This window comes from Sphingomonas sp. AP4-R1 (assembly GCF_013113735.1).
Taxonomy (GTDB): Bacteria; Pseudomonadota; Alphaproteobacteria; order Sphingomonadales; family Sphingomonadaceae; genus Sphingomonas_I.
Genome location: NZ_CP053346.1, coordinates 3,092,116 through 3,110,580 on the forward strand (window position 1 = coordinate 3,092,116; position 18,465 = coordinate 3,110,580).

The 18,465-nt window shown below is 67.7% G+C and carries 19 protein-coding genes; 10 read left to right on the forward strand and 9 right to left on the reverse strand.

Annotated elements, in window-relative coordinates; genetic code table 11:
* Window positions 1-29: 29 nt before the first annotated feature.
* The 4 genes from soxC to HL653_RS14335 are packed head-to-tail and all read left to right on the forward strand — an operon-like array spanning window position 30 to window position 3,688.
* Window positions 30-1,292 (forward strand): sulfite dehydrogenase, encoded by a 1,263-nt coding sequence (soxC, locus tag HL653_RS14320; RefSeq protein ID WP_171745113.1) that lies wholly within the window; start codon window positions 30-32, stop codon window positions 1,290-1,292.
* The gene (locus HL653_RS14325; RefSeq protein WP_253716885.1) at window positions 1,279-1,860 is read left to right on the forward strand and encodes a c-type cytochrome; all 582 of its coding nucleotides are present in this window, start codon (window positions 1,279-1,281) and stop codon (window positions 1,858-1,860) included. Before soxC ends, HL653_RS14325 begins: the two co-directional genes overlap by 14 nt.
* Window positions 1,861-1,891: 31 nt before the next feature.
* Window positions 1,892-2,644, forward strand: coding sequence for an SDR family NAD(P)-dependent oxidoreductase (locus HL653_RS14330; protein WP_171745114.1), 753 nt, complete (start codon window positions 1,892-1,894; stop codon window positions 2,642-2,644).
* Between the two features lie 36 nt (window positions 2,645-2,680).
* Window positions 2,681-3,688: an aldo/keto reductase gene (locus HL653_RS14335; protein WP_171745115.1), complete on the forward strand. Its 1,008-nt coding sequence runs from the start codon at window positions 2,681-2,683 to the stop codon at window positions 3,686-3,688.
* A 30-nt stretch (window positions 3,689-3,718) separates the two neighbouring features.
* Here the strand turns inward: HL653_RS14335 and HL653_RS14340 are convergent, their stop codons facing one another.
* Window positions 3,719-3,937 carry a DUF6771 family protein gene (locus tag HL653_RS14340; RefSeq protein WP_171745116.1) on the reverse strand — a complete coding sequence of 73 codons (219 nt, stop codon included), beginning with the start codon at window positions 3,935-3,937 and terminating at the stop codon, window positions 3,719-3,721.
* A 438-nt stretch (window positions 3,938-4,375) separates the two neighbouring features.
* Here HL653_RS14340 and HL653_RS14345 point away from each other — a divergent pair, with 438 nt between their 5' ends.
* The gene (locus HL653_RS14345; protein WP_171745117.1) at window positions 4,376-5,959 is read left to right on the forward strand and encodes a Na+/H+ antiporter; all 1,584 of its coding nucleotides are present in this window, start codon (window positions 4,376-4,378) and stop codon (window positions 5,957-5,959) included.
* A gap of 301 nt (window positions 5,960-6,260) precedes the next feature.
* The gene (locus HL653_RS14350; protein ID WP_301337922.1) at window positions 6,261-7,616 is read left to right on the forward strand and encodes an NAD(P)/FAD-dependent oxidoreductase; all 1,356 of its coding nucleotides are present in this window, start codon (window positions 6,261-6,263) and stop codon (window positions 7,614-7,616) included.
* A gap of 42 nt (window positions 7,617-7,658) precedes the next feature.
* On the opposite strand, the gene HL653_RS14355 is transcribed toward HL653_RS14350, so the two are convergent.
* Window positions 7,659-8,348 (reverse strand): tRNA (guanosine(46)-N(7))-methyltransferase TrmB, encoded by a 690-nt coding sequence (locus HL653_RS14355; RefSeq protein WP_171745118.1) that lies wholly within the window; start codon window positions 8,346-8,348, stop codon window positions 7,659-7,661.
* Window positions 8,349-8,415: 67 nt separating this feature from the next.
* Window positions 8,416-8,607: a hypothetical protein gene (locus tag HL653_RS14360; RefSeq protein WP_171746995.1), complete on the reverse strand. Its 192-nt coding sequence runs from the start codon at window positions 8,605-8,607 to the stop codon at window positions 8,416-8,418.
* Between the two features lie 190 nt (window positions 8,608-8,797).
* Between HL653_RS14360 and gloB the strand changes: the two genes are divergently transcribed.
* Genes gloB through HL653_RS14375 form a run of 3 tightly spaced genes read left to right on the forward strand, consistent with a single transcriptional unit; the run spans window position 8,798 to window position 10,678 of the window.
* Entirely contained in the window at window positions 8,798-9,553 is a 756-nt protein-coding gene (gene gloB / locus HL653_RS14365; RefSeq protein WP_171745119.1) for a hydroxyacylglutathione hydrolase, read from the forward strand.
* Between the two features lie 41 nt (window positions 9,554-9,594).
* Window positions 9,595-10,128, forward strand: coding sequence for a flavin reductase family protein (locus HL653_RS14370; RefSeq protein WP_171745120.1), 534 nt, complete (start codon window positions 9,595-9,597; stop codon window positions 10,126-10,128).
* A gap of 19 nt (window positions 10,129-10,147) precedes the next feature.
* Window positions 10,148-10,678, forward strand: a complete 531-nt coding sequence (locus HL653_RS14375; protein ID WP_171745121.1) for a gamma carbonic anhydrase family protein — start codon at window positions 10,148-10,150, stop codon at window positions 10,676-10,678.
* Between the two features lie 88 nt (window positions 10,679-10,766).
* Here the strand turns inward: HL653_RS14375 and HL653_RS14380 are convergent, their stop codons facing one another.
* The 6 genes from HL653_RS14380 to HL653_RS14405 form a co-directional block, all read right to left on the reverse strand.
* Window positions 10,767-12,254: a CpaF family protein gene (locus tag HL653_RS14380; protein ID WP_171745122.1), complete on the reverse strand. Its 1,488-nt coding sequence runs from the start codon at window positions 12,252-12,254 to the stop codon at window positions 10,767-10,769.
* Between the two features lie 151 nt (window positions 12,255-12,405).
* Window positions 12,406-12,666 (reverse strand): ATP synthase F1 subunit epsilon, encoded by a 261-nt coding sequence (locus HL653_RS14385; protein ID WP_171745123.1) that lies wholly within the window; start codon window positions 12,664-12,666, stop codon window positions 12,406-12,408.
* 133 nt (window positions 12,667-12,799) lie between these two features.
* Window positions 12,800-14,257 carry a F0F1 ATP synthase subunit beta gene (atpD, locus tag HL653_RS14390; protein WP_171745124.1) on the reverse strand — a complete coding sequence of 486 codons (1,458 nt, stop codon included), beginning with the start codon at window positions 14,255-14,257 and terminating at the stop codon, window positions 12,800-12,802.
* A gap of 27 nt (window positions 14,258-14,284) precedes the next feature.
* Complete coding sequence (locus HL653_RS14395) at window positions 14,285-15,172, reverse strand: F0F1 ATP synthase subunit gamma (RefSeq protein ID WP_171745125.1); 888 nt, start codon at window positions 15,170-15,172, stop codon at window positions 14,285-14,287.
* Between the two features lie 110 nt (window positions 15,173-15,282).
* On the reverse strand, window positions 15,283-16,812 hold the full coding sequence (gene atpA, locus HL653_RS14400) for a F0F1 ATP synthase subunit alpha (RefSeq protein ID WP_171745126.1): 1,530 nt from the start codon (window positions 16,810-16,812) through the stop codon (window positions 15,283-15,285).
* Between the two features lie 2 nt (window positions 16,813-16,814).
* Window positions 16,815-17,369 carry a F0F1 ATP synthase subunit delta gene (locus HL653_RS14405; RefSeq protein WP_171745127.1) on the reverse strand — a complete coding sequence of 185 codons (555 nt, stop codon included), beginning with the start codon at window positions 17,367-17,369 and terminating at the stop codon, window positions 16,815-16,817.
* A gap of 229 nt (window positions 17,370-17,598) precedes the next feature.
* On the opposite strand from HL653_RS14405, the gene HL653_RS14410 reads away from it, so the two are divergent.
* Entirely contained in the window at window positions 17,599-18,465 is an 867-nt protein-coding gene (locus HL653_RS14410; RefSeq protein WP_171745128.1) for a bifunctional transcriptional activator/DNA repair enzyme AdaA, read from the forward strand.

Genomic DNA, 18,465 nt, shown 5'->3' on the forward strand with positions numbered 1-18,465 from the left:
CGCCCGGCCTGCCCGACGAGGAACGCCCGATGGTGACGGACGATGGCGAGCGCGAGGAGCGCATCGCGGGGGGCGGGCTGCTCCATCGCCGCGCGTTGCTCGTCGCGGGCGCCGTTTCGGCGGGCGGCTGGGCGAGCGGGCTGGGCGCCGCGACTGGCGCTCGCTCTCCGGACTCGATGCGGGCGCCGGGCGCGCCTCTGTCGGGATATGGCGCGCCGGCTCCGTCCGCCGCGAAGATCCAGCGCCTCGTGCCGAACCTGCCCTTTCCCGGATCGGGCTCGGCGCGCACGCCGCTGGAGCTGCTGGAGGGGACGATCACGCCCAACGGCCTCCATTTCGAGCGGCATCACAATGGCGTGCCTGCGATCGATCCGGCGACGCACGAATTGCTGATCCACGGGCTCGTCCGGCAGCCGCTGCTGTTCCGGTACGAGGATCTGCTGCGCTACCCGCGCGAGAGCCGGATCCTGTTCCTCGAATGCTCGGGCAACAGCGGCACGATCGCGGCGGCGACGCCGGTGCAGGCGAGCGCGGGACAGCTCAACGGGCTGGTGTCCTGCGCGGAGTGGACCGGGGTGCGCCTCTCGACGCTGCTGGACGAAGCGGGCCTCGATCCCGCGGCGCGCTGGGTGCAGGCGGAGGGGGCCGATGCGGCGGGCATGACGCGCAGCATTCCCCTGTCGATCTGTCTCGACGACGCGATGATCGCGCTGTTCCAGAATGGCGAGCCGCTGCGGCCCCAGCAGGGCTTTCCGATGCGGCTGCTGTTGCCCGGCATCGAGGGCAATGCCTCGATCAAGTGGCTGCGCCGATTGAAGGTGATGGCGACGCCGGCTTTCTCGCGCGAGGAAACGTCGAAATATTCCGATCTGCTGATCGACGGGCGGGCGGAGCTGTTCTCGCTCCGCATGGGCGTGAAGTCGGTCATTCTCGCGCCCTCGTTCGGGCTGGATCTGGCCGGCCCCGGCTTGCGCGAGATCAGCGGCCTCGCCTGGTCGGGGCGCGGTCGCATCCGCCGGGTGGAGGTGTCGGCAGACGGCGGTGCCAGCTGGGCCGAGGCCGCGCTCGGCGAGCCGGTGCTGCCCAAGGCGCTGACGCGGTTCCGCATCCCGTGGCGATGGGAGGGCGGCGTCGCCACGCTGATGAGCCGCGCCGTGGACGAGAGCGGGGCGGAACAGCCCCGGCGCGCCGATTGGATCGCGAAATATGGCCCCGGACAGGGCTATCACAGCAATGCGATCCAGAGCTGGCGCATCGACGGGCAGGGGCATGTGAGCCATGTCTATGCGTAAGCGGGCGATCGTCATGGCCGGCTGCGGCCTGCTGGCTGGGGTGTCCGGCGCGCGGGCGCGCGATGCCGGTGCCGAAACCCCGCATTACGGTCGCCCGGCCTCGTCCGAGGCGATCGAACGGATGGACCTGACCGTGGCGCCGGACGGGACCGGCCTTCCCCGCGGCTCCGGCTCGGTGGTGGAGGGGCGGGCGACTTATGCGGCGAAATGCATGGCGTGCCACGGCCCTGCCGGAAGCGGCGGGGTCGCGGATCGGCTGACCGGCGGGATCGGTTCGCTCGCCTCCGCCAAGCCCGTCCGGACGGTCGCCAGCTACTGGCCCTATGCCACCACGATCTTCGATTATGTCCGCCGGGCGATGCCGCTCACCGCGCCCCAGTCGCTCACCGACGAGGAGGTCTACGGGCTGGTCGCCTATCTGCTGTCCGTCGACGGGATCGTCCGGCCCGACGCGCGGCTGGATGCGGACAGCCTGCCGAAGATCGAAATGCCCAATCGCGCCGGATTCGTGAGCCTCGAGGCGGATCGCTTCGACGGCAATCTCGAACGGCATCGCCAGCCGCGTTGACCCCTCAGCGCGGCGCATCAGGAGAAGACAGGTGAAGACAGCGATCGTTACCGGCGCCACGTCGGGCATCGGGGAGGCCACGGCGCGAGCGCTTGCGGGCGCGGGTTGGCAGGTGATCGTCACCGGACGCCGGGCCGAGCGGCTCGCGCCGCTGACCGAAGCGTTCGGCGACCTCATCCACCCGGCCGTGTTCGACATTCGCGACGAGGCGGCGCTGGCCGCCGCGCTCAATGCCTTGCCCGAGCGGTTTCGCGGCATCGATCTGCTGGTCAACAATGCCGGCCTCGCGCTCGGCACGGCGCCCGCGCAGCGCGCCGACCTCGATCAGTGGCGCACGATGATCGACACCAACGTCACGGCTCTGGTGTCGATCACCCACCGCCTGCTGCCGGGCCTGATCGAACGGCGCGGCGGGATCGTCAACATCGCCTCGGTCGCGGGAACCTACCCTTATGCCGGCGGCAATGTGTACGGCGGGACGAAGGCCTTCGTGCAGCAGTTCACGCTGGGCCTCCGCTCCGATCTGCACGGCACGGGCGTCCGCGTCAGCGCGATCGATCCCGGCATGGTCGAAACCGAATTCACGTTGGTGCGGACCGGCGGCGACCAGGCGGCGTCGGACACGCTCTACGGCGGTGCCGAGCCGATGACCGCCGAGGACATCGCCGCCACCATCCTGTGGATCGCGACCCTGCCGCCGCACCTCAACATCAACCGGCTGGAACTGATGCCGGTCAACCAGTCCTTCGCCGGCTTTCAGGTCGCCCGCACGCCCGCAGCCTGAAACCACGCACCCCGCATTTCCCGCACGGAGCCATTCATGACAGTCACCTATCGCTATCTCGGCCGGTCGGGCCTCAAGGTTTCGCCTCTCTCGCTCGGCACGATGATGTTCGGCGGCCAGACCGACGAGGCGACGTCGCACCGCATCATCGACAAGGCGCACGAGCAGGGCATCAACTTCATCGATACGGCCGACGTCTATAATGGCGGTCAGTCCGAAATCGTCGTCGGCAAGGGCATCAAGGCACGCCGCGACGATTGGGTGCTCGCCACGAAATTCTCGAACCCGATGGCGCCGGGGCCGAACGGCGGCGGGCAATCCCGCAAATGGATCATCCGCAGCGTGGAGGACAGCCTGCGCCGGCTGGGCACGGATTATATCGACCTGCTCTATTTCCACCGTGCCGTGTTCGATGCGCCGCTGGGCGAGGCGGTGCGCGCGATCGGGGACCTCGTCGCTCAGGGCAAGCTGCGCTATTTCGGCGTCTCGAACTTCCGCGCGTGGCGGATCGCCGAGGTCTCCCATCTGGCCGATCAGTTCGGGATCGACCGGCCGATCGCGAGCCAGCCGCTCTACAATATCTTCAATCGCGTGGCCGAGGTGGAGCAGCTGCCGGCGGCGGATTTCTACGGCCTCGGCACCGTCTCCTACAGCCCGCTGGCGCGCGGCGTGCTGACCGGCAAATATGATCCGAACCAGGCGCCGCCGGCCGATACGCGCGCCGGGCGCGGCGACAAGCGGATCCTGGAAACCGAATGGCGCCCGGAATCGATCGAACTCGCCGCCAGGATCGCGGCCCATGCGCGCGAGCGGGGGATCGATCCGACGGCGTTCGCGATCGCCTGGGTGCTGAAGAACCGGCTCGTCACCAGCACGATCACCGGGCCCCGCACGGAGGCGCATTGGGACAGCTATATCCGCGCGCTGGATGTCGCGCTTTCGGCGGAGGATGAGGCGCTGGTCAACGGGCTGGTGACCACGGGCCATGCCTCGACGCACGGCTTCAACGATCCGGGCCATCCGATCGAAGGCCGCATCGTATAAGGGCTGATAACGGGGCGGCGAGGCGCGTCGTCAGCGTGCGGCATTCACGGCGGGAGTGACGGCCTCGCCGGCCGTCCGCCGTGCCGGCGCAGGCGTGCTGTCCCGTCCCAGCGCGGCGGACAGCAAGGCGGCGATCTCGGCCGCAGCTTTCTCCCGCAGCGCGCTATCATTCACCGACAGGCAGTGTCTTGCCCAGGCCGGAGCGGCCAGCAGCAAGGCGGCGATTTCCCTGGTATCGATTGTATTCATACCGGTTCGGTGGGGCATGTTCGGGCGGGGGCCACAAGCGGGTTCTCGACCGGGCGGTTGAAAATCAAGGCGGGGTCGGGATCCGGTTCAGGTTCCGGATACGATGGTTTCGCACGGCTTTACCGTCATTCCCGGTCGCTCCCGGCGACGGCCTTAGGACGGATCGATGTTCGGATAGTTTGAAAACTGAGCTGAGCATCCTTCCAGACTGTCATGCTGAACTCGTTTCAGCATCCATGACCTAACGGGCCGGCCTGGCTCAACGGTCGGGTCATGGACCCTGAAACGAGTTCAGGGTGACGCTTTCTCGAAAGCTGCCGACATCGCGATCCTGATGATCGATCGGCCTCAGCCTGCCCGCATTTTCACGACGGGCGCGGGGGAGGTTGTCAACCGCATCGGTCCGTCGCCATTAGGTGTCTCCGGGCGGAGGTACCGATGCACCCTACAGAATTGTTCGAGCTGGTCGTCGGCATGCTGGTCGCGATCCTGGCGCTGCACTGGATCGCCGAGCGGATGGGATGGCCGCCGTCCATCGCGCTGCTCATCGGCGGAGGGGCGATCGCTTTCATTCCCGGCATCCCTCCGGTGCGCCTCGATCCCGAACTGGTGCTGGTGCTTTTTCTGCCGCCGCTGCTGATGGACGGCGCCTGGTATACCGCGATCGCGCGGTTTCGCCGCCACTTCGCCGGGATCATGTCGCTGGCGGTGGGCGCGGTGCTGTTCACCACGGCGTTCGTCGCGGTGACGGCGCATTGGCTGATGCCGTCCCTTCCCTGGGCGGCCTGCGCGGCGCTGGGCGCGATCGTGGCTCCACCCGATGCGGTTTCGGCGCGCGCGGTGCTGCAGCAGGTGCAGCTGCCGCGCCGTCTGTCGACGCTGCTGGAAGGCGAGAGCCTGCTGAACGATGCCGCCGGCCTCGTGCTGTTCCGCTTCGCCGTCGCGGCGACGATGGGTGGCGTGTTCGATCCGGCCGTCGCGGCGGGACAGTTCCTGATCCTGGCGCTGGGCGGTCTGGCGGTCGGTCTGGCGATCGGGCTGCTCTGCGTGGCCCTCGCGCGGCGCGTGCATGACGAGCTGTCGCTGGTCGTCATGTCGGCCCTGGTCGGCTGGATCGCGTATCTCACGGGCGAGGCGGTCCATGTCTCGGGCGTGATCGCGACGGTCACGACCGGGCTGGTGCTGGGCTGGTATCAGCATGTCGTCTTCTCGGCGGCCGTCCGGGTGCGGGGGACCTCGTTCTGGACGGTGATGGTCTTCCTGTTCGAAGCCTCGGTCTTCATGCTGATCGGCTTCTCGCTGCGCGACGTGCTGGATCGCACCGGTGGGGTGGAAGCGGTGCTGGGCGGGATGGCATGGCCGCTGCTGGCGATCGTCATCGCGTTGACCGCCGCCCGCTTCGTCTGGGTGTTCGGCTCGGACGTCGTGCTGCGCCTGCTGGTGGCGGCGGGCTGGAGCCGGGAGGCGCCGCTGGGCACTCCTAATGCGCTCGTCATGAGCTGGGCGGGCATGCGCGGCGTCGTCACGCTCGCGGTGGCACTGACCTTGCCCGAGGCGATGCCGGGGCGCGATTTCATGCTGCTGGCGGCGTTCGGGGTGATCCTCGTCACGGTCCTCGTCCAGGGTTCGACCCTCGGCCTCGTGATCCGGCTTGCCGGCGTTCGCCAGAGCGAGGCGGATGCGCCGCCGATCGACATGATCGCGGCCGAGACGATGATGCTGAAGGCGCAGCTGCGGGCGGTGGAGCAGCTCTCCCACGGGCCGGACGGGACGCTCCTCCATCCGCGTCTGCTGGAGCAATATTCGCGGCGCGCGCATGTTTCCGAAACCTATGGCGGAACGCCCGCCGAGCGCACGATCGCGATCGCCGAACATTTCGATGTGATCATCGCCGCGGTCGCGGCCGGACGGGAGGAACTCGTCCGCCTGCACCGGGCGAACCGGATCGACGACGAAACCCTTCACAGCCTCGAACGCGATCTCGATCTGGAAGAGCTGGGCGCGATTTCGGCGAAGGCCTGAACCGGGCCGGCCGGTGCCTCGCCGGCCGTGGTTTCGGGGGCGGAGGCGATATATCGGCCCGCCGACACGACAGACGGTATCTTGAAACGGGTGGATTCGGATCCGATTTGCCCGCATGGGGACGCCGTAACAGGGCTCGTTCATTCCCTTACCGGCACATTGCCGCAATAGCCGTTCGCCCTTCCATGGCGGGCCGACGGCCAATTCGATCATCACAGGAGACCGGATGCAGCAAGGCTGATCATCGACGGGCAGGCTACCCCAGCGGCCGGCGCCCGCTCCGTTCGAAGAAAGGGCTTTAGTGCAATCGCAATCTCGGGAACTCCGCTTCCCCGCCACCGGCGCGAAAAAGAAGAAGACCCAGATCGTCATCGTCGGCGGGGGCGCCGCCGGGCTGGAACTCGCGGCCCGGCTGGGGCGGCGTTTCGGCCGACGCGACCATGACGTGATCCTGGTGGAGCGCAATCGCACCCACGTGTGGAAGCCGCTGCTGCACGAAGTGGCGACCGGCGCGCTCGATGCGAATATCGACGAGGTCGGCTATCGCGCGCATTGCAAGCGCTGGGGCTATCGCTTCTTCAACGGCACGCTGGAGTCGGTGGATACCGAGGCGCGGATGATCCATCTCGCCCCGCTCGTCGAAAACGGGCGCGAGCTGATCGGACCGCACTCGCTGCGCTACGATTATCTCGTGCTGGCCTTCGGTTCGATCACGAACGATTTCGGCACGCCGGGCGTGGCCGAACATTGCATGGCGCTGGACAGCCGGGCCGAGGCCGATCGGTTCCGGGATCGGCTGCTGAACCACTGCCTGGCGGTGTCGCGCGCGATGGTCGTCGATCCGGACTCCGATGCGCGCGTGAAAGTCTCGATCGTCGGCGCGGGCGCGACCGGCGTGGAGCTGGCGGCCGAGCTGTTCAACGCGGCCGACGCTCTCGCTTATTACGGCCTGGAGGTGTTCGACAGCCGGCGGCTGGAAGTCACGCTGATCGAGGCCGGCCCGCGCATCCTGCCGGCTTTGTCCGAGCGCCTCTCCGGTGCTGCCCAGCGCGAGCTGGAAGCGCTCGGCGTGCGCGTGCTGACCAACGTCCCGGTGACGGAGGTGACGGCGGATGCGATCGTCACGAAAAGCGGCGAACGGATCGAATCCGACCTGATGGTGTGGGCGGCGGGCGTGCGGGCGACGCCGATCGCGGGCCGGCTCGGCGCGCTGGAACTGACGCGCACCGGCCAGATCCTCACCACGCCGACGCTCCAGTCCGTCTCCGATCCGCGCGTCTTCGCGATCGGCGATTGCGCCTCCTGCACGCTGCCGGGCAGCGAGCGCCCCGTGCCGCCGCGCGCGCAGAGCGCGCACCAGATGGCGGCCAGCGTGTTCGACAATCTCACGCGCATGATGAGCGGCAGGCCGCTGCACGACTTCGTCTACAAGGATCACGGCTCGCTGGTGTCGCTCAGCCGCTATTCCACGATCGGCAGCCTGATGGGCAGCCTGAGCCGGGGATCCCTCGCGATCGAGGGGCGGATCGCGCGCTTCTTCTACACGTCGCTGTATCGCATGCACCTGATCGCGATCCACGGCTGGATCCGGGGCTCGGCGCTGATCGTCACCAGCCATGTCCATGCGATCCTGCGTCCGCGGCTCAAACTGCACTGAGCCGGCAAGGCGGCTGCCGCCCGGCATAAGCCGGGTGGCGGCCTATCGGCGCCGGTAGCGGAAGTACCAGACCTCGTGGCCCAGCCGCCGGGCCTTCGCCTCGTAGCGCGTTTCGGGCCAGTCGTCGGGGCGGACGAGGAAGTCCTGCGGGCCTTCGACCAGCCATTCGAATTCGGGGCGCGCCTTCATCACCATCATCGCCCAGCGGCAATAAATGGGGTGGTCGGTGCCGAAGCGGAATTCGGCGCCGGGCTTCAGCTTCTTCGCGATCAGGGAGATCGGCCCCGCATTCATGAAGCGGCGCTTGGCGTGGCGCGCCTTGGGCCAGGGATCGGGATGGAGCAGGTAGGCGCGGTCGAGGCTCGCGTCGGGCAGCCGCTCGATCACCTCCAGCGCGTCGCCCATGTGCAGGCGGACATTGTCGAGGCCCAGCCGTTCGATATGGCCGAGCGCGCCGACGACGCCGTTGAGGAAGGGCTCGCAGCCGATCAGGCCATGATCGGGGCGCATCGCAGCCTGCCCCGCGAGATGCTCGCCCGCGCCGAAGCCGATCTCCAGCTGGAGCGGGCGATCGTCGCCGAACAGGCGCAGGGCATCCAGCGGACCGTCCGTGGGCACGGACAGGCGGGGCAGCAGATCCTCGACGAGGTTCGCCTGGCCCTCGCGCAGTTTGTGGCCCTGGCGCCGCCCGTAGAGGCGGCGGATGGTGGTGGGATCGCCGGTCGTCGTCATCCGACGCGCCCTTAAAGAGTACCGGGCGGCCGGGAAAGCCGCCCGATGCGATCTTCCCTGATCGGGCTTACTTGATCGGCTTGGCGCCGGGGGCGCTGCACTTCACGAACTTGCCCTTGGCGTCCTTGCAGGGGACGGGCTTGGCCGGCGGGCATTTGACGAACTTGCCCTTGGCATCCTTGCAGGGGGCGGCCTGCGCCGCGGTGGTGCCACCGACGGCGAGGCCGGCGAGGGCGAGCGGGATCAACAGCTTGGACATCTTGGACATGGGAACTTCCTCCTGTGCCGATGCAGGCTAATCCCCTCCGCGTGCCGGTTGAAGCGGTGTGAGACGAACCGAGCGGTGACGTAACCATTTGTGATGATCGTCGGTTTCCGCCGCGTGAGGCTGCACGGCGCGGCGCGGATCCCTATATCGGCGCGGATACCCCGCAGGGACCTTCGCCACGATGCCGCTCACGATCCACCAGTTCCGCTGCCTGTCCGACAATTACGGCTATCTCGTGCGCGACGAGGCGACGGGGCGCGTGGCGGCGATCGATACGCCCGACGCCGATGTCTATGCCGCCGAGCTGGACCGGCTGGGCTGGGGGCTGGACCTGATCCTCAACACGCATTGGCATCGGGATCATGCCGGCGGCAATGCCGCGCTGAAGGCGCGCTATGGTGCGCGGATCGTGGCACCGGGCGAAGTCACCAAGACGTCGCCGATCGATCGCGAGGTGCGGGATGGCGATACGATCGAGTTGGGCGAGACGCGCTTCGCGGTGATCGATACGGGCGGACATACGCTCGGCCATGTGAGCCTGCATGATGCGGCCGATGGCGTGGCGTTCGTGGGCGATACGATGTTCACGCTGGGCTGCGGCCGCATGTTCGAAGGCACGCCGCCGCAATTCTGGGCGAGCCTCGGCCGTCTGGCGGCGCTGCCGGATGCGACGCGCATCTTCTGCGCGCACGAATATACGGGCTCCAACCTGCGCTTCGCCCGATCGGTGGACGAGAGCGCGGCGCTGGCGGCCCGGGCGGTGGGGCTGGAGGCGAAGATCGCGGCGGGCGAGCCGACCGTGCCGACCACGATCGGCGAGGAGAAGGCGACCAACCCCTTCCTGCGCGCGCCGGGGCTTGCGATTGCGGCGGGCGCGAAGGATGCTGCGGACGCCTTCCGGATCGTGCGCGCGGCGAAGGATGACTTTAAGGGTTAGGTTCCGGCGATCGCGAGCGTGCGCGCCGATGAGGAGAGACGATGTCGGAAACCAGGTTCGCGGATACGGCTGCGGAGCTTTCGAACGGGCTGAAATCCGCGATGCGGCGGATGCCGGGCGCGGTCGCCTTGATCACGACGCGCGATCCCGCGACCGATCAGCCCGCCGGGCTGGCGGCGTCCGCGGTGATTCCCGTCTCGATGGAGCCGCCGTCGATGCTGGTGGCGATCAATCGCGCCTCCAGCGCGCATAGCGCGATCGAGCGCGCGCAGCGTTATTGCGTCAATCTGCTGGGCACGACGCACACCGCGTTCGTCAGCCTGTTTTCGAACAGCGCGATGCGCGAACAGCGCTTCGCCTCCGACGAATGGCGCTATCAGGACGGCATTCCCTATCTGCCCAGCGCCTGCTCCAGCATCTTCTGCGAAATCCGCACGACCCTCGTCCACGGCACGCACGAGCTGTTCATCGGCGACGTCTATGACGTGCGGAGCGCGGGCGGAGACGGTGAGCCCGCCGATCCGCTCGGCTGGCTGGAAGGGACGTTCGCGCAACTGGGCCGCCTTCCGATCTGAAGCGAAGCGAGGAACGCCGATGCCGCTGTACGAACTGGACGGGCTGAGCCCGACTTTGCCCGAGGACGGATCCGCCTGGATCGCGCCGAGCGCCGACGTGATCGGCGATGCGCGACTGGGGCAGGGGGCGAGCATCTGGTTCGGCGCGGTCGTGCGATCGGACAATACGCCGATCGTGATCGGCGCGCGCAGCAACGTGCAGGACGGGGCGATGCTCCATTCCGATCCCGGATCGCCGCTCACGATCGGGGAGGATGTGACGGTGGGGCATCACGCGATCCTCCACGGCTGCACGGTGGGCGATGGCGTGCTGGTGGGGATGGGCGCGACCATCCTCAACAATGCGGTGATCGGGGATGGCTGCCTCGTCGGCGCGGGCGCGCTGGTGACGGAAGGCAAGATCTTCCCGCCCGGCAGCCTGATCGTGGGATCGCCCGCGCAGGTGAAGCGCACGCTGTCGCCGGAGGCGGCGGCGGGGCTGCGGGCGTCCGCCGCCAGCTATGTCGCCAATGCGGCGCGCTTCCGGGCAGGGCTGAAGCGGGTGGATTGATAGGTTCGTCCGTCATTGCGAGCGTGCTTCGCTACGCTCACAATGACGGAGAGCTGGATAGCGACCGGACGTACACTGGCGGCCAAAATCAGAGGCAGCTTTCCAGATAGGGCTGATCGAAGCCGAACTGCTTGGCCTTTTCCAGCGTGTACGGGCGCAGGCCCGCCGAGCGATATTCGCCGATGATCTTGCCGTCGCTCGTCTCGTCCAGATATTCGAACTTGAACAGCTCCTGCGTGACGATCACGGGGCCTTCCATGCCGATCACCTCGGTGATGTTCGTGATGCGGCGGGAGCCGTCGCGCAGGCGCTTCACCTGGATGATCAGATCGACCGAATCCGCGATCTGACGGCTGATCGCCTCCTTCGGCACCTTGATGTCCGACATCATCACCATGTTTTCCATACGCGCCAGCGCCTCGCGCGGGCTGTTCGAGTGGAGCGTACACATGGAGCCGTCATGGCCGGTGTTCATGGCCGCGAGCATGTCGAAACATTCGGGCCCACGGATTTCGCCGAGGATGATGCGATCGGGGCGCATACGCAGCGCGTTGACGACGAGATCGCGGATCGTGATCGCGCCGTGGCCCTCCAGATTGGCGGGGCGGGTTTCCAGCGGCAGCCAGTGCGGCTGCTGCAGGCGAAGCTCGGCCGCGTCCTCGATCGTGATCACGCGCTCGCCCGGATCGATCATCTTGGAGAGCGCATTGAGCATCGTCGTCTTGCCCGAGCCCGTGCCGCCCGAAATGACGATGTTGAAGCGGCTGGCGCCCGCGATCTTCAGCGCCGTCGCCATCGCGTTCGACATCGAGCCGCCATTGGCCATCATGTCGAGCGTGATCGGCTTGGCCGAGAATTTACGGATCGAGATGGCCGTGCCGCGCAGCGAGAGCGGCGGCACGATCACGTTGACGCGGCTGCCGTCCTGCAGGCGGGCGTCGGCGAGTGGCGTGGTCTGATCGACGCGGCGGCCGACCTTGGAGACGATGCGCTGCGCGATCTGGAACAGATGCTCCTCGTCGCGGAACTGGACGTTGGCCAGCTCCAGCTTGCCCTTGCGCTCGACATAGGTCTGCTCGGGGCCGTTGACCATGATGTCGGTGATCAGCGGATCGGACAGCAGTTCCTCAAGCGGCCCCAGGCCGAGCAGCTCATCGACCAGCACCTTTTCGAGCGCATATTGCTCGCGCCGGTTCAGCGTGATGCGCAGTTCGGCCAGCACCTCGCCGATGATCGGGCGGAATTCCTCGGCCAGCTCTTCCTTGGAGAGCGTGGCGGCGGCTTCGGCGTCGACCCGCTCCAGCAGGCGGGGAAGCACCTGCTCCTTGATCTTGTGGACAGAGGCCTCGAAGCCGTCGCCGCGCGAATTGCCGGCCTCGGCGCTGGCGGCGACGCGCGCGGCGAGCCGCTCCATCGCATCGCGGGGGGAGGCGCCATCCGTCTCGGGCTCGGCCGGTGCGTCGATCGGAGGAAACTGGGCACCGCCCTCGACGGCGCCGGGCTGGACCGGCCGGGCCGATCCGAATCCGCTGGCGCGACCGCCACCCATTCCACCACGTCGCCCGAAAGCACTCATCAGTCTGTCCCGTCTCCGCCCTGGCGGCGGCTATCACCCAGAGACAGGAGCCTTAGGCAAAAGCCCTTGACGAGGCGTTAAGCAACGAAAGACGCTGAGAAAATCGGAAGCGAGAAAGAAGGGCGCTAGGGACGGCGCGCCCGTGCCGGGATCAGGCGTCGACAGCGCTTTCGGCGAGGACGGTCAGGCCCTTTTCGTTCACCTCGGCAAAGCCGCCGTCGAGGCGGATGCGCGCGGAGACGGTGGTGGCGCTGGAATAGACGGTCAGCTCGCCGGGACGGATCACCGACATGACCGGCGCATGGCCTTCGAGCACGCCGAAATCGCCCTCGGTGCCGGGGACGACCACCATGTGGACCTCCTCGGAGCGGACCAGTTTCTCGGGCGTGACGAGTTCGAAGTGCAGGGCCATCTCAACCTTCTTCCCCCCTCCCGCGTGCGGGAGGGGTCGGGGGTGGGCTTCGCGAGCGCCGTCAGGCGGTTCGCCGGAGGTGGGATATTGCCCACCCCCAACCCCTCCCGCAGGCGGGAGGGGGGTCTTTCAGTTACGCCGCTTCGGCGAGCTTCTTGGCCTTCTCGACGACTTCGTCGATGCCGCCGACCATGTAGAAGGCGGCTTCCGGCAGGTGATCATATTCGCCGTCGACCACGGCCTTGAACGACTTCACCGTGTCCTCGACCTGCACGAACTTGCCGCTGATGCCGGTGAAGACCTCGGCGACGTGGAACGGCTGCGAGAGGAAGCGCTCGATCTTGCGGGCGCGGCTCACCGTCAGGCGATCGTCTTCCGACAGCTCGTCCATGCCGAGGATCGCGATGATGTCCTGCAGCGACTTGTACTTCTGCAGGATCACCTGAACGGCGCGGGCCGTGTCATAATGCTCCTGGCCGACGATGCGCGGCTCCAGCACGCGGCTGGTGGAGTCGAGCGGATCGACCGCCGGATAGATGCCCTTTTCGGAGATGGCGCGGTTCAGCGTCGTCGTCGCGTCCAGGTGGGCGAAGGAGGTGGCCGGCGCCGGATCGGTGAGATCGTCGGCGGGCACGTAGATCGCCTGCACCGAGGTGATCGACCCCTTGTTGGTGGAGGTGATGCGCTCCTGCAGCGCGCCCATGTCGGTCGACAGGGTCGGCTGATAGCCCACGGCCGACGGGATGCGGCCGAGCAGAGCCGACACTTCCGAACCCGCCTGCGTGAAGCGGAAGATGTTGTCGACGAAGAACAGCACGTCCTGGCCCTCGACGTCGCGGAAATATTCCGCGTTGGCGAGACCCGAGAGGGCGACGCGGGCGCGGGCGCCCGGCGGCTCGTTCATCTGGCCGAACACGAGCGCGACCTTCGAGCCCTCCGGCGTCGGATTGCCGTCGGCATCCTTCGCGATGACGCCCGCATCGAGGAATTCGTGGTAGAGATCGTTGCCCTCGCGGGTCCGCTCACCGACGCCCGCGAACACGGACACGCCGCCATGGCCCTTGGCGATGTTGTTGATCAGTTCCTGGATCAGCACGGTCTTGCCCACGCCGGCGCCGCCGAACAGGCCGATCTTGCCGCCCTTCGCATACGGCGCGAGCAGATCGATCACCTTGATGCCCGTGACGAGGATCGAGGCTTCGGTCGACTGGTCGACGAAGTCGGGCGCCTTGTTGTGGATCGGGCCGGTGAGATCGCCGGCGACCGGGCCGCGCTCGTCGATCGGCTCGCCGATCACGTTCAGGATGCGGCCGAGTGTCTGCGGGCCGACCGGCACGCGGATCTGCGAACCCGTATCCTTCACTTCCTGGCCGCGCGTGAGACCCTCGGTGGAGTCCATCGCGATCGTGCGGACGGTGTTCTCGCCCAGATGCTGCGCGACTTCGAGCACGAGGCGATTGTCGCCGTTGCGCGTCTCGAGCGCGGAAAGGATCGCCGGCAGCGTGCCTTCGAAAGCGACGTCGACGACGGCGCCGATCACCTGGCTGATGCGGCCGGTATTGTTCGTACCGAGTGCGGGGGCGGTTGCCATTGCGTTTCTTCCTGCCTGTCGTCTTGCTTACAGCGCTTCCGCGCCAGAGATGATTTCCACCAGTTCGGTCGTGATCGCGGCCTGGCGGGCTCGGTTATACTGGATGCTGAGGCGCTTGATCATGTCACCGGCGTTGCGGGTGGCATTGTCCATCGCGTTCATCTGCGCGCCGTAGAAGCCCGCCTGATTTTCCAGCATCGCGCGGTAGATCTGGATCGCGACGTTGCGCGGCAGCAGCTCGGCGAGGATCGATTCCTCGTCGGGCTCATATTCGATCGCGGCGGACGCCGTCTCGACCGCGCCATCGTTGGCGGGCTTGGTCACGGCGGCGGGGATGATCTGGATCACCTGCGGCGTCTGGACGAGCGCCGACTGGAACTTCGAGAAGATCAGGTGGCACACGTCGAACTCGCCGGCCTCGAACCGCGCGATCAGATCGCGCGCGATCGTGAGCGCCTCGCCGAAGGCGGCGTTCTTCACATGGCTCATGTCATGATCGTGGACGATCATGCCCGGATACATGCGGCGGATCACGGCGCGGCCCTTGCGGCCGGCAATGTAGAAGCGGACCTTCTTGCCGGCGGCGATCAGCGCATCGGCCTTCGCGCGGGCGGCACGGACGATATTCGTGTTGAAGCCGCCGGCGAGGCCGCGCTCGGACGTCGCGACGACGAGCAGGTGGACCTCGTCCTTGCCGGTGCCGGCGAGGAGCTTCGGCGAATTCGGGCCGATCGTCACCTTGGACGCCAGGCTCGCCATCACCGCTTCGAGGCGCTCCGCATAGGGGCGGCCCGCGACGGCGGCGTCGGTCGCGCGGCGCAGCTTGGCGGCCGCGACCGTCTTCATGGCGCGCGTGATCTTCTGGGTCGATTTGACCGAGGCGATCCGGACCTTGAGGCTCTTGAGACTAGGCATTCGTCATCCAAATTGCCCGTTCGGACTGAGCTTGTCGAAGTCCCGTTCTTCTTGAAAGAAAGGACGGACCTTCGACAGGCTCAGGGCGAGCGGGTTTTCCCCAGTATCGATTACGCGAACGTCTTGGCGAAGGCGTCGAGCGCGGCCTTCAGCTTCGCCTTGGTGTCGTCCGAGAGATCCTTGCTGTCGCGGATCGCGCTCAGGACTTCCGGCGCGTCCGAGCGCAGGTAGCCGAGCATCGCGCCCTCGTAGCGCACCACGTCCGACACGCCGACGCTGTCGATATAGCCGTTCGTGCCGGCGAAGATCGACGCGACCTGCTCCTCGAAGGGCAGGGGCGCGAACTGGGCCTGCTTCAGCAGCTCCGTGAGGCGCGCGCCGCGGGCGAGCAGCTTCTGGGTGGAGGCGTCGAGGTCCGAACCGAACTGCGCGAACGCAGCCATTTCGCGATACTGGGCCAGCTCCAGCTTGATCGAACCCGCGACCTTCTTCATCGCCTTGGTCTGCGCGGCGGAGCCGACGCGCGACACCGATAGGCCGACGTTGATGGCGGGGCGGATGCCCTGATAGAACAGCTCGGTCTCGAGGAAGATCTGGCCGTCGGTGATCGAGATCACGTTGGTCGGGATGTAGGCCGACACGTCGCCCGCCTGCGTCTCGATGATCGGCAGCGCGGTGAGCGAGCCGTTGCCATTGTCGTCGTTCATCTTCGCGGCGCGCTCGAGCAGGCGGCTGTGGAGATAGAAGACGTCGCCCGGATAGGCTTCGCGGCCCGGCGGACGGCGCAGCAGCAGCGACATCTGACGGTAGGCGACGGCCTGCTTCGAGAGATCGTCATAGACGATCACGGCGTGCATGCCGTTGTCGCGGAAATATTCGCCCATCGCGCAGCCGGTGTAGGGCGCGAGGAACTGCAGCGGAGCGGGCTCCGACGCGGTCGCGGCGACGACTATGGAATATTCCATCGCGCCATTCTCTTCCAGCGTGCGGACGAGCTGGGCGACGGTCGAGCGCTTCTGACCGACGGCGACATAGACGCAGTAGAGCTTCTTGCTCTCGTCCGTGCCGGCGTTCGCGGTCTTCTGGTTGATGAAGGTGTCGATCGCGATCGCCGACTTGCCGGTCTGACGGTCGCCGATGATCAGCTCGCGCTGGCCACGGCCGACGGGGACGAGCGCGTCGAGCGCCTTGAGGCCGGTCTGCACCGGCTCATGCACCGACTTGCGCGGGATGATGCCGGGCGCCTTCACCTCGACGCGGCTGCGCTGATCGGTGACGATCGGGCCCTTGCCGTCGATCGGATTGCCGAGGCCGTCCACGACGCGGCCGAGCAGGCCCTTGCCGACGGGAACGTCCACGATCGTGCCGGTGCGCTTGACGACGTCACCTTCCTTGATCTCGGAATCGGTGCCGAAGATCACGACGCCGACATTGTCGGCTTCGAGGTTGAGGGCCATGCCCTGCACGCCGTTGGCGAATTCCACCATCTCGCCGGCCTGGACATTGTCGAGGCCGTGGATGCGGGCGATGCCGTCGCCGACGGACAGAACGGTGCCGACCTCGGAGACCTGTGCCTCCGTGCCGAAGCTCGCGATCTGGTCCTTGATGACCTTCGAGATTTCTGCCGCGCGGATATCCATGTTCAGCCTTTCATCGCCTGGGCGAGCGTATTGAGTTTGGTGCGGATCGAGCCGTCGATCTGACGGCTGCCGAGGCGGACGATGAGGCCGCCGAGAATGGAGGGATCGACCTTCAGATCGACCGCGACCTCGCTGCCGACCATCGACTTCAGCCGGGTCTTGAGCGAGGCGACCTGGCCATCATCCAGAGGATGGGCCGACACGATCTCGGCCGAGGCCTCGCCGCGCTGGCGGGCGGCCAGCTGGCGGAAATCGCGGATGATCGCGTCGAGCGAACCAAGGCGGCGATTCTCCGCCAGCACGCCCAGGAATTTGGTGGTGAGCGGATCGACGCCGAGCGACGCCGCGACGGCGGCGATCGCCTTGCCGGCGGCTTCGCGACCGATGAGCGGGCTGGATGCGAGCGCACGAAGATCGGCCGATTCGGCCAGAGCCTGTTTCACGCTGCCCAGGCTCGCCTCTACCGCCGAGAGCTGGTTCTCGTCGCGGGCGAGCTGAAACAGCGCGCTCGCATAACGTCCGCTAAGGCTTGCCTGTATGCCGCCGGACTGCTCCACGCGCTTACTTTCCCCCGAATGATATGGTGCTCCGCCACCAGAAGCGGAGCCAATGACGAGTGCGCCCGGAACCGGGCTGCTCGTCTCAGTCGCGGCCGCCTAGCAAAGGGGGGCAGGCGATGCAAGCGAGGCTCCGACCGGGGCGGACGCATGGGCGGAAATGTCAGGGGGGGGGCTTTGACCGCAAGGCGCGGGATGCGGGCGACGTGGCCTGTGGTACAAGGGCCGCATGATCGAGGATGCGATGCGGATCGATGAGGCGGAGGCGTGGCGGGCCGTGCGGGCCCGCGATCGGACGGCGGACGGGCGCTTCGTCACGGGCGTCCTGTCGACCGGGATCTACTGCCGCCCGTCCTGCGCGGCGCGGCACCCCCGCCGGGAGAATGTGCGCTTCCATCCCGATCCCGCCGCCGCGCGCGCTGCCGGCCTGCGCCCCTGCCTGCGCTGCCGGCCGGACGACGTGGCGGCCGACGAACTGGCCATCGCGCGCGCCATCGCCCTGATCGCCGAGGCGGAGATGCCGCCCTCGCTGACCGAGATGGCGGAGGTGGCGGGCTACAGCCCGCATCATTTCCACCGCCTGTTCCGGCGGGCGACGGGGGTGACGCCCGCCGCCTATGCCCGAGCCGTCCGCGCGCGTCGGGTGGAGCAGGCGCTGGCGGCGGAGCCGGACGTGACGGCGGCGGTCTATGCGGCGGGCTATGCCGCGCCGGCGCGTTTCTATGCCGATGCGGATCGCCGGCTGGGCATGACTCCCGGTGCATGGCGGCGGGGCGGACAGGGGGAAATGATCCGCTGGTGCCGCGTGCCGACGGCTCTGGGCGCGATGCTGTTCGCCGCGACCGGGCGCGGCGTGTGTCGGCTCGCGTTCGACGAAGGCGAGGATGATCTGCGGCGCCGTTTCCCGCTCGCGCGGGTGGAGCATGGCGGCGCCGACATGGTGACGCAGGCGGCGCGCGCGGTCGCCGCCGTGCGGATGCCGGCGGGCGGCCCGGCCGTGTCCGATGCCGTGCGCCGTGCCGCCTTCGAGGAAGCCGCCCGGATGGAACTCGCCCGACCCCCGATAGCAGGCGAGGCCGACCGGGACGCGGCCTGA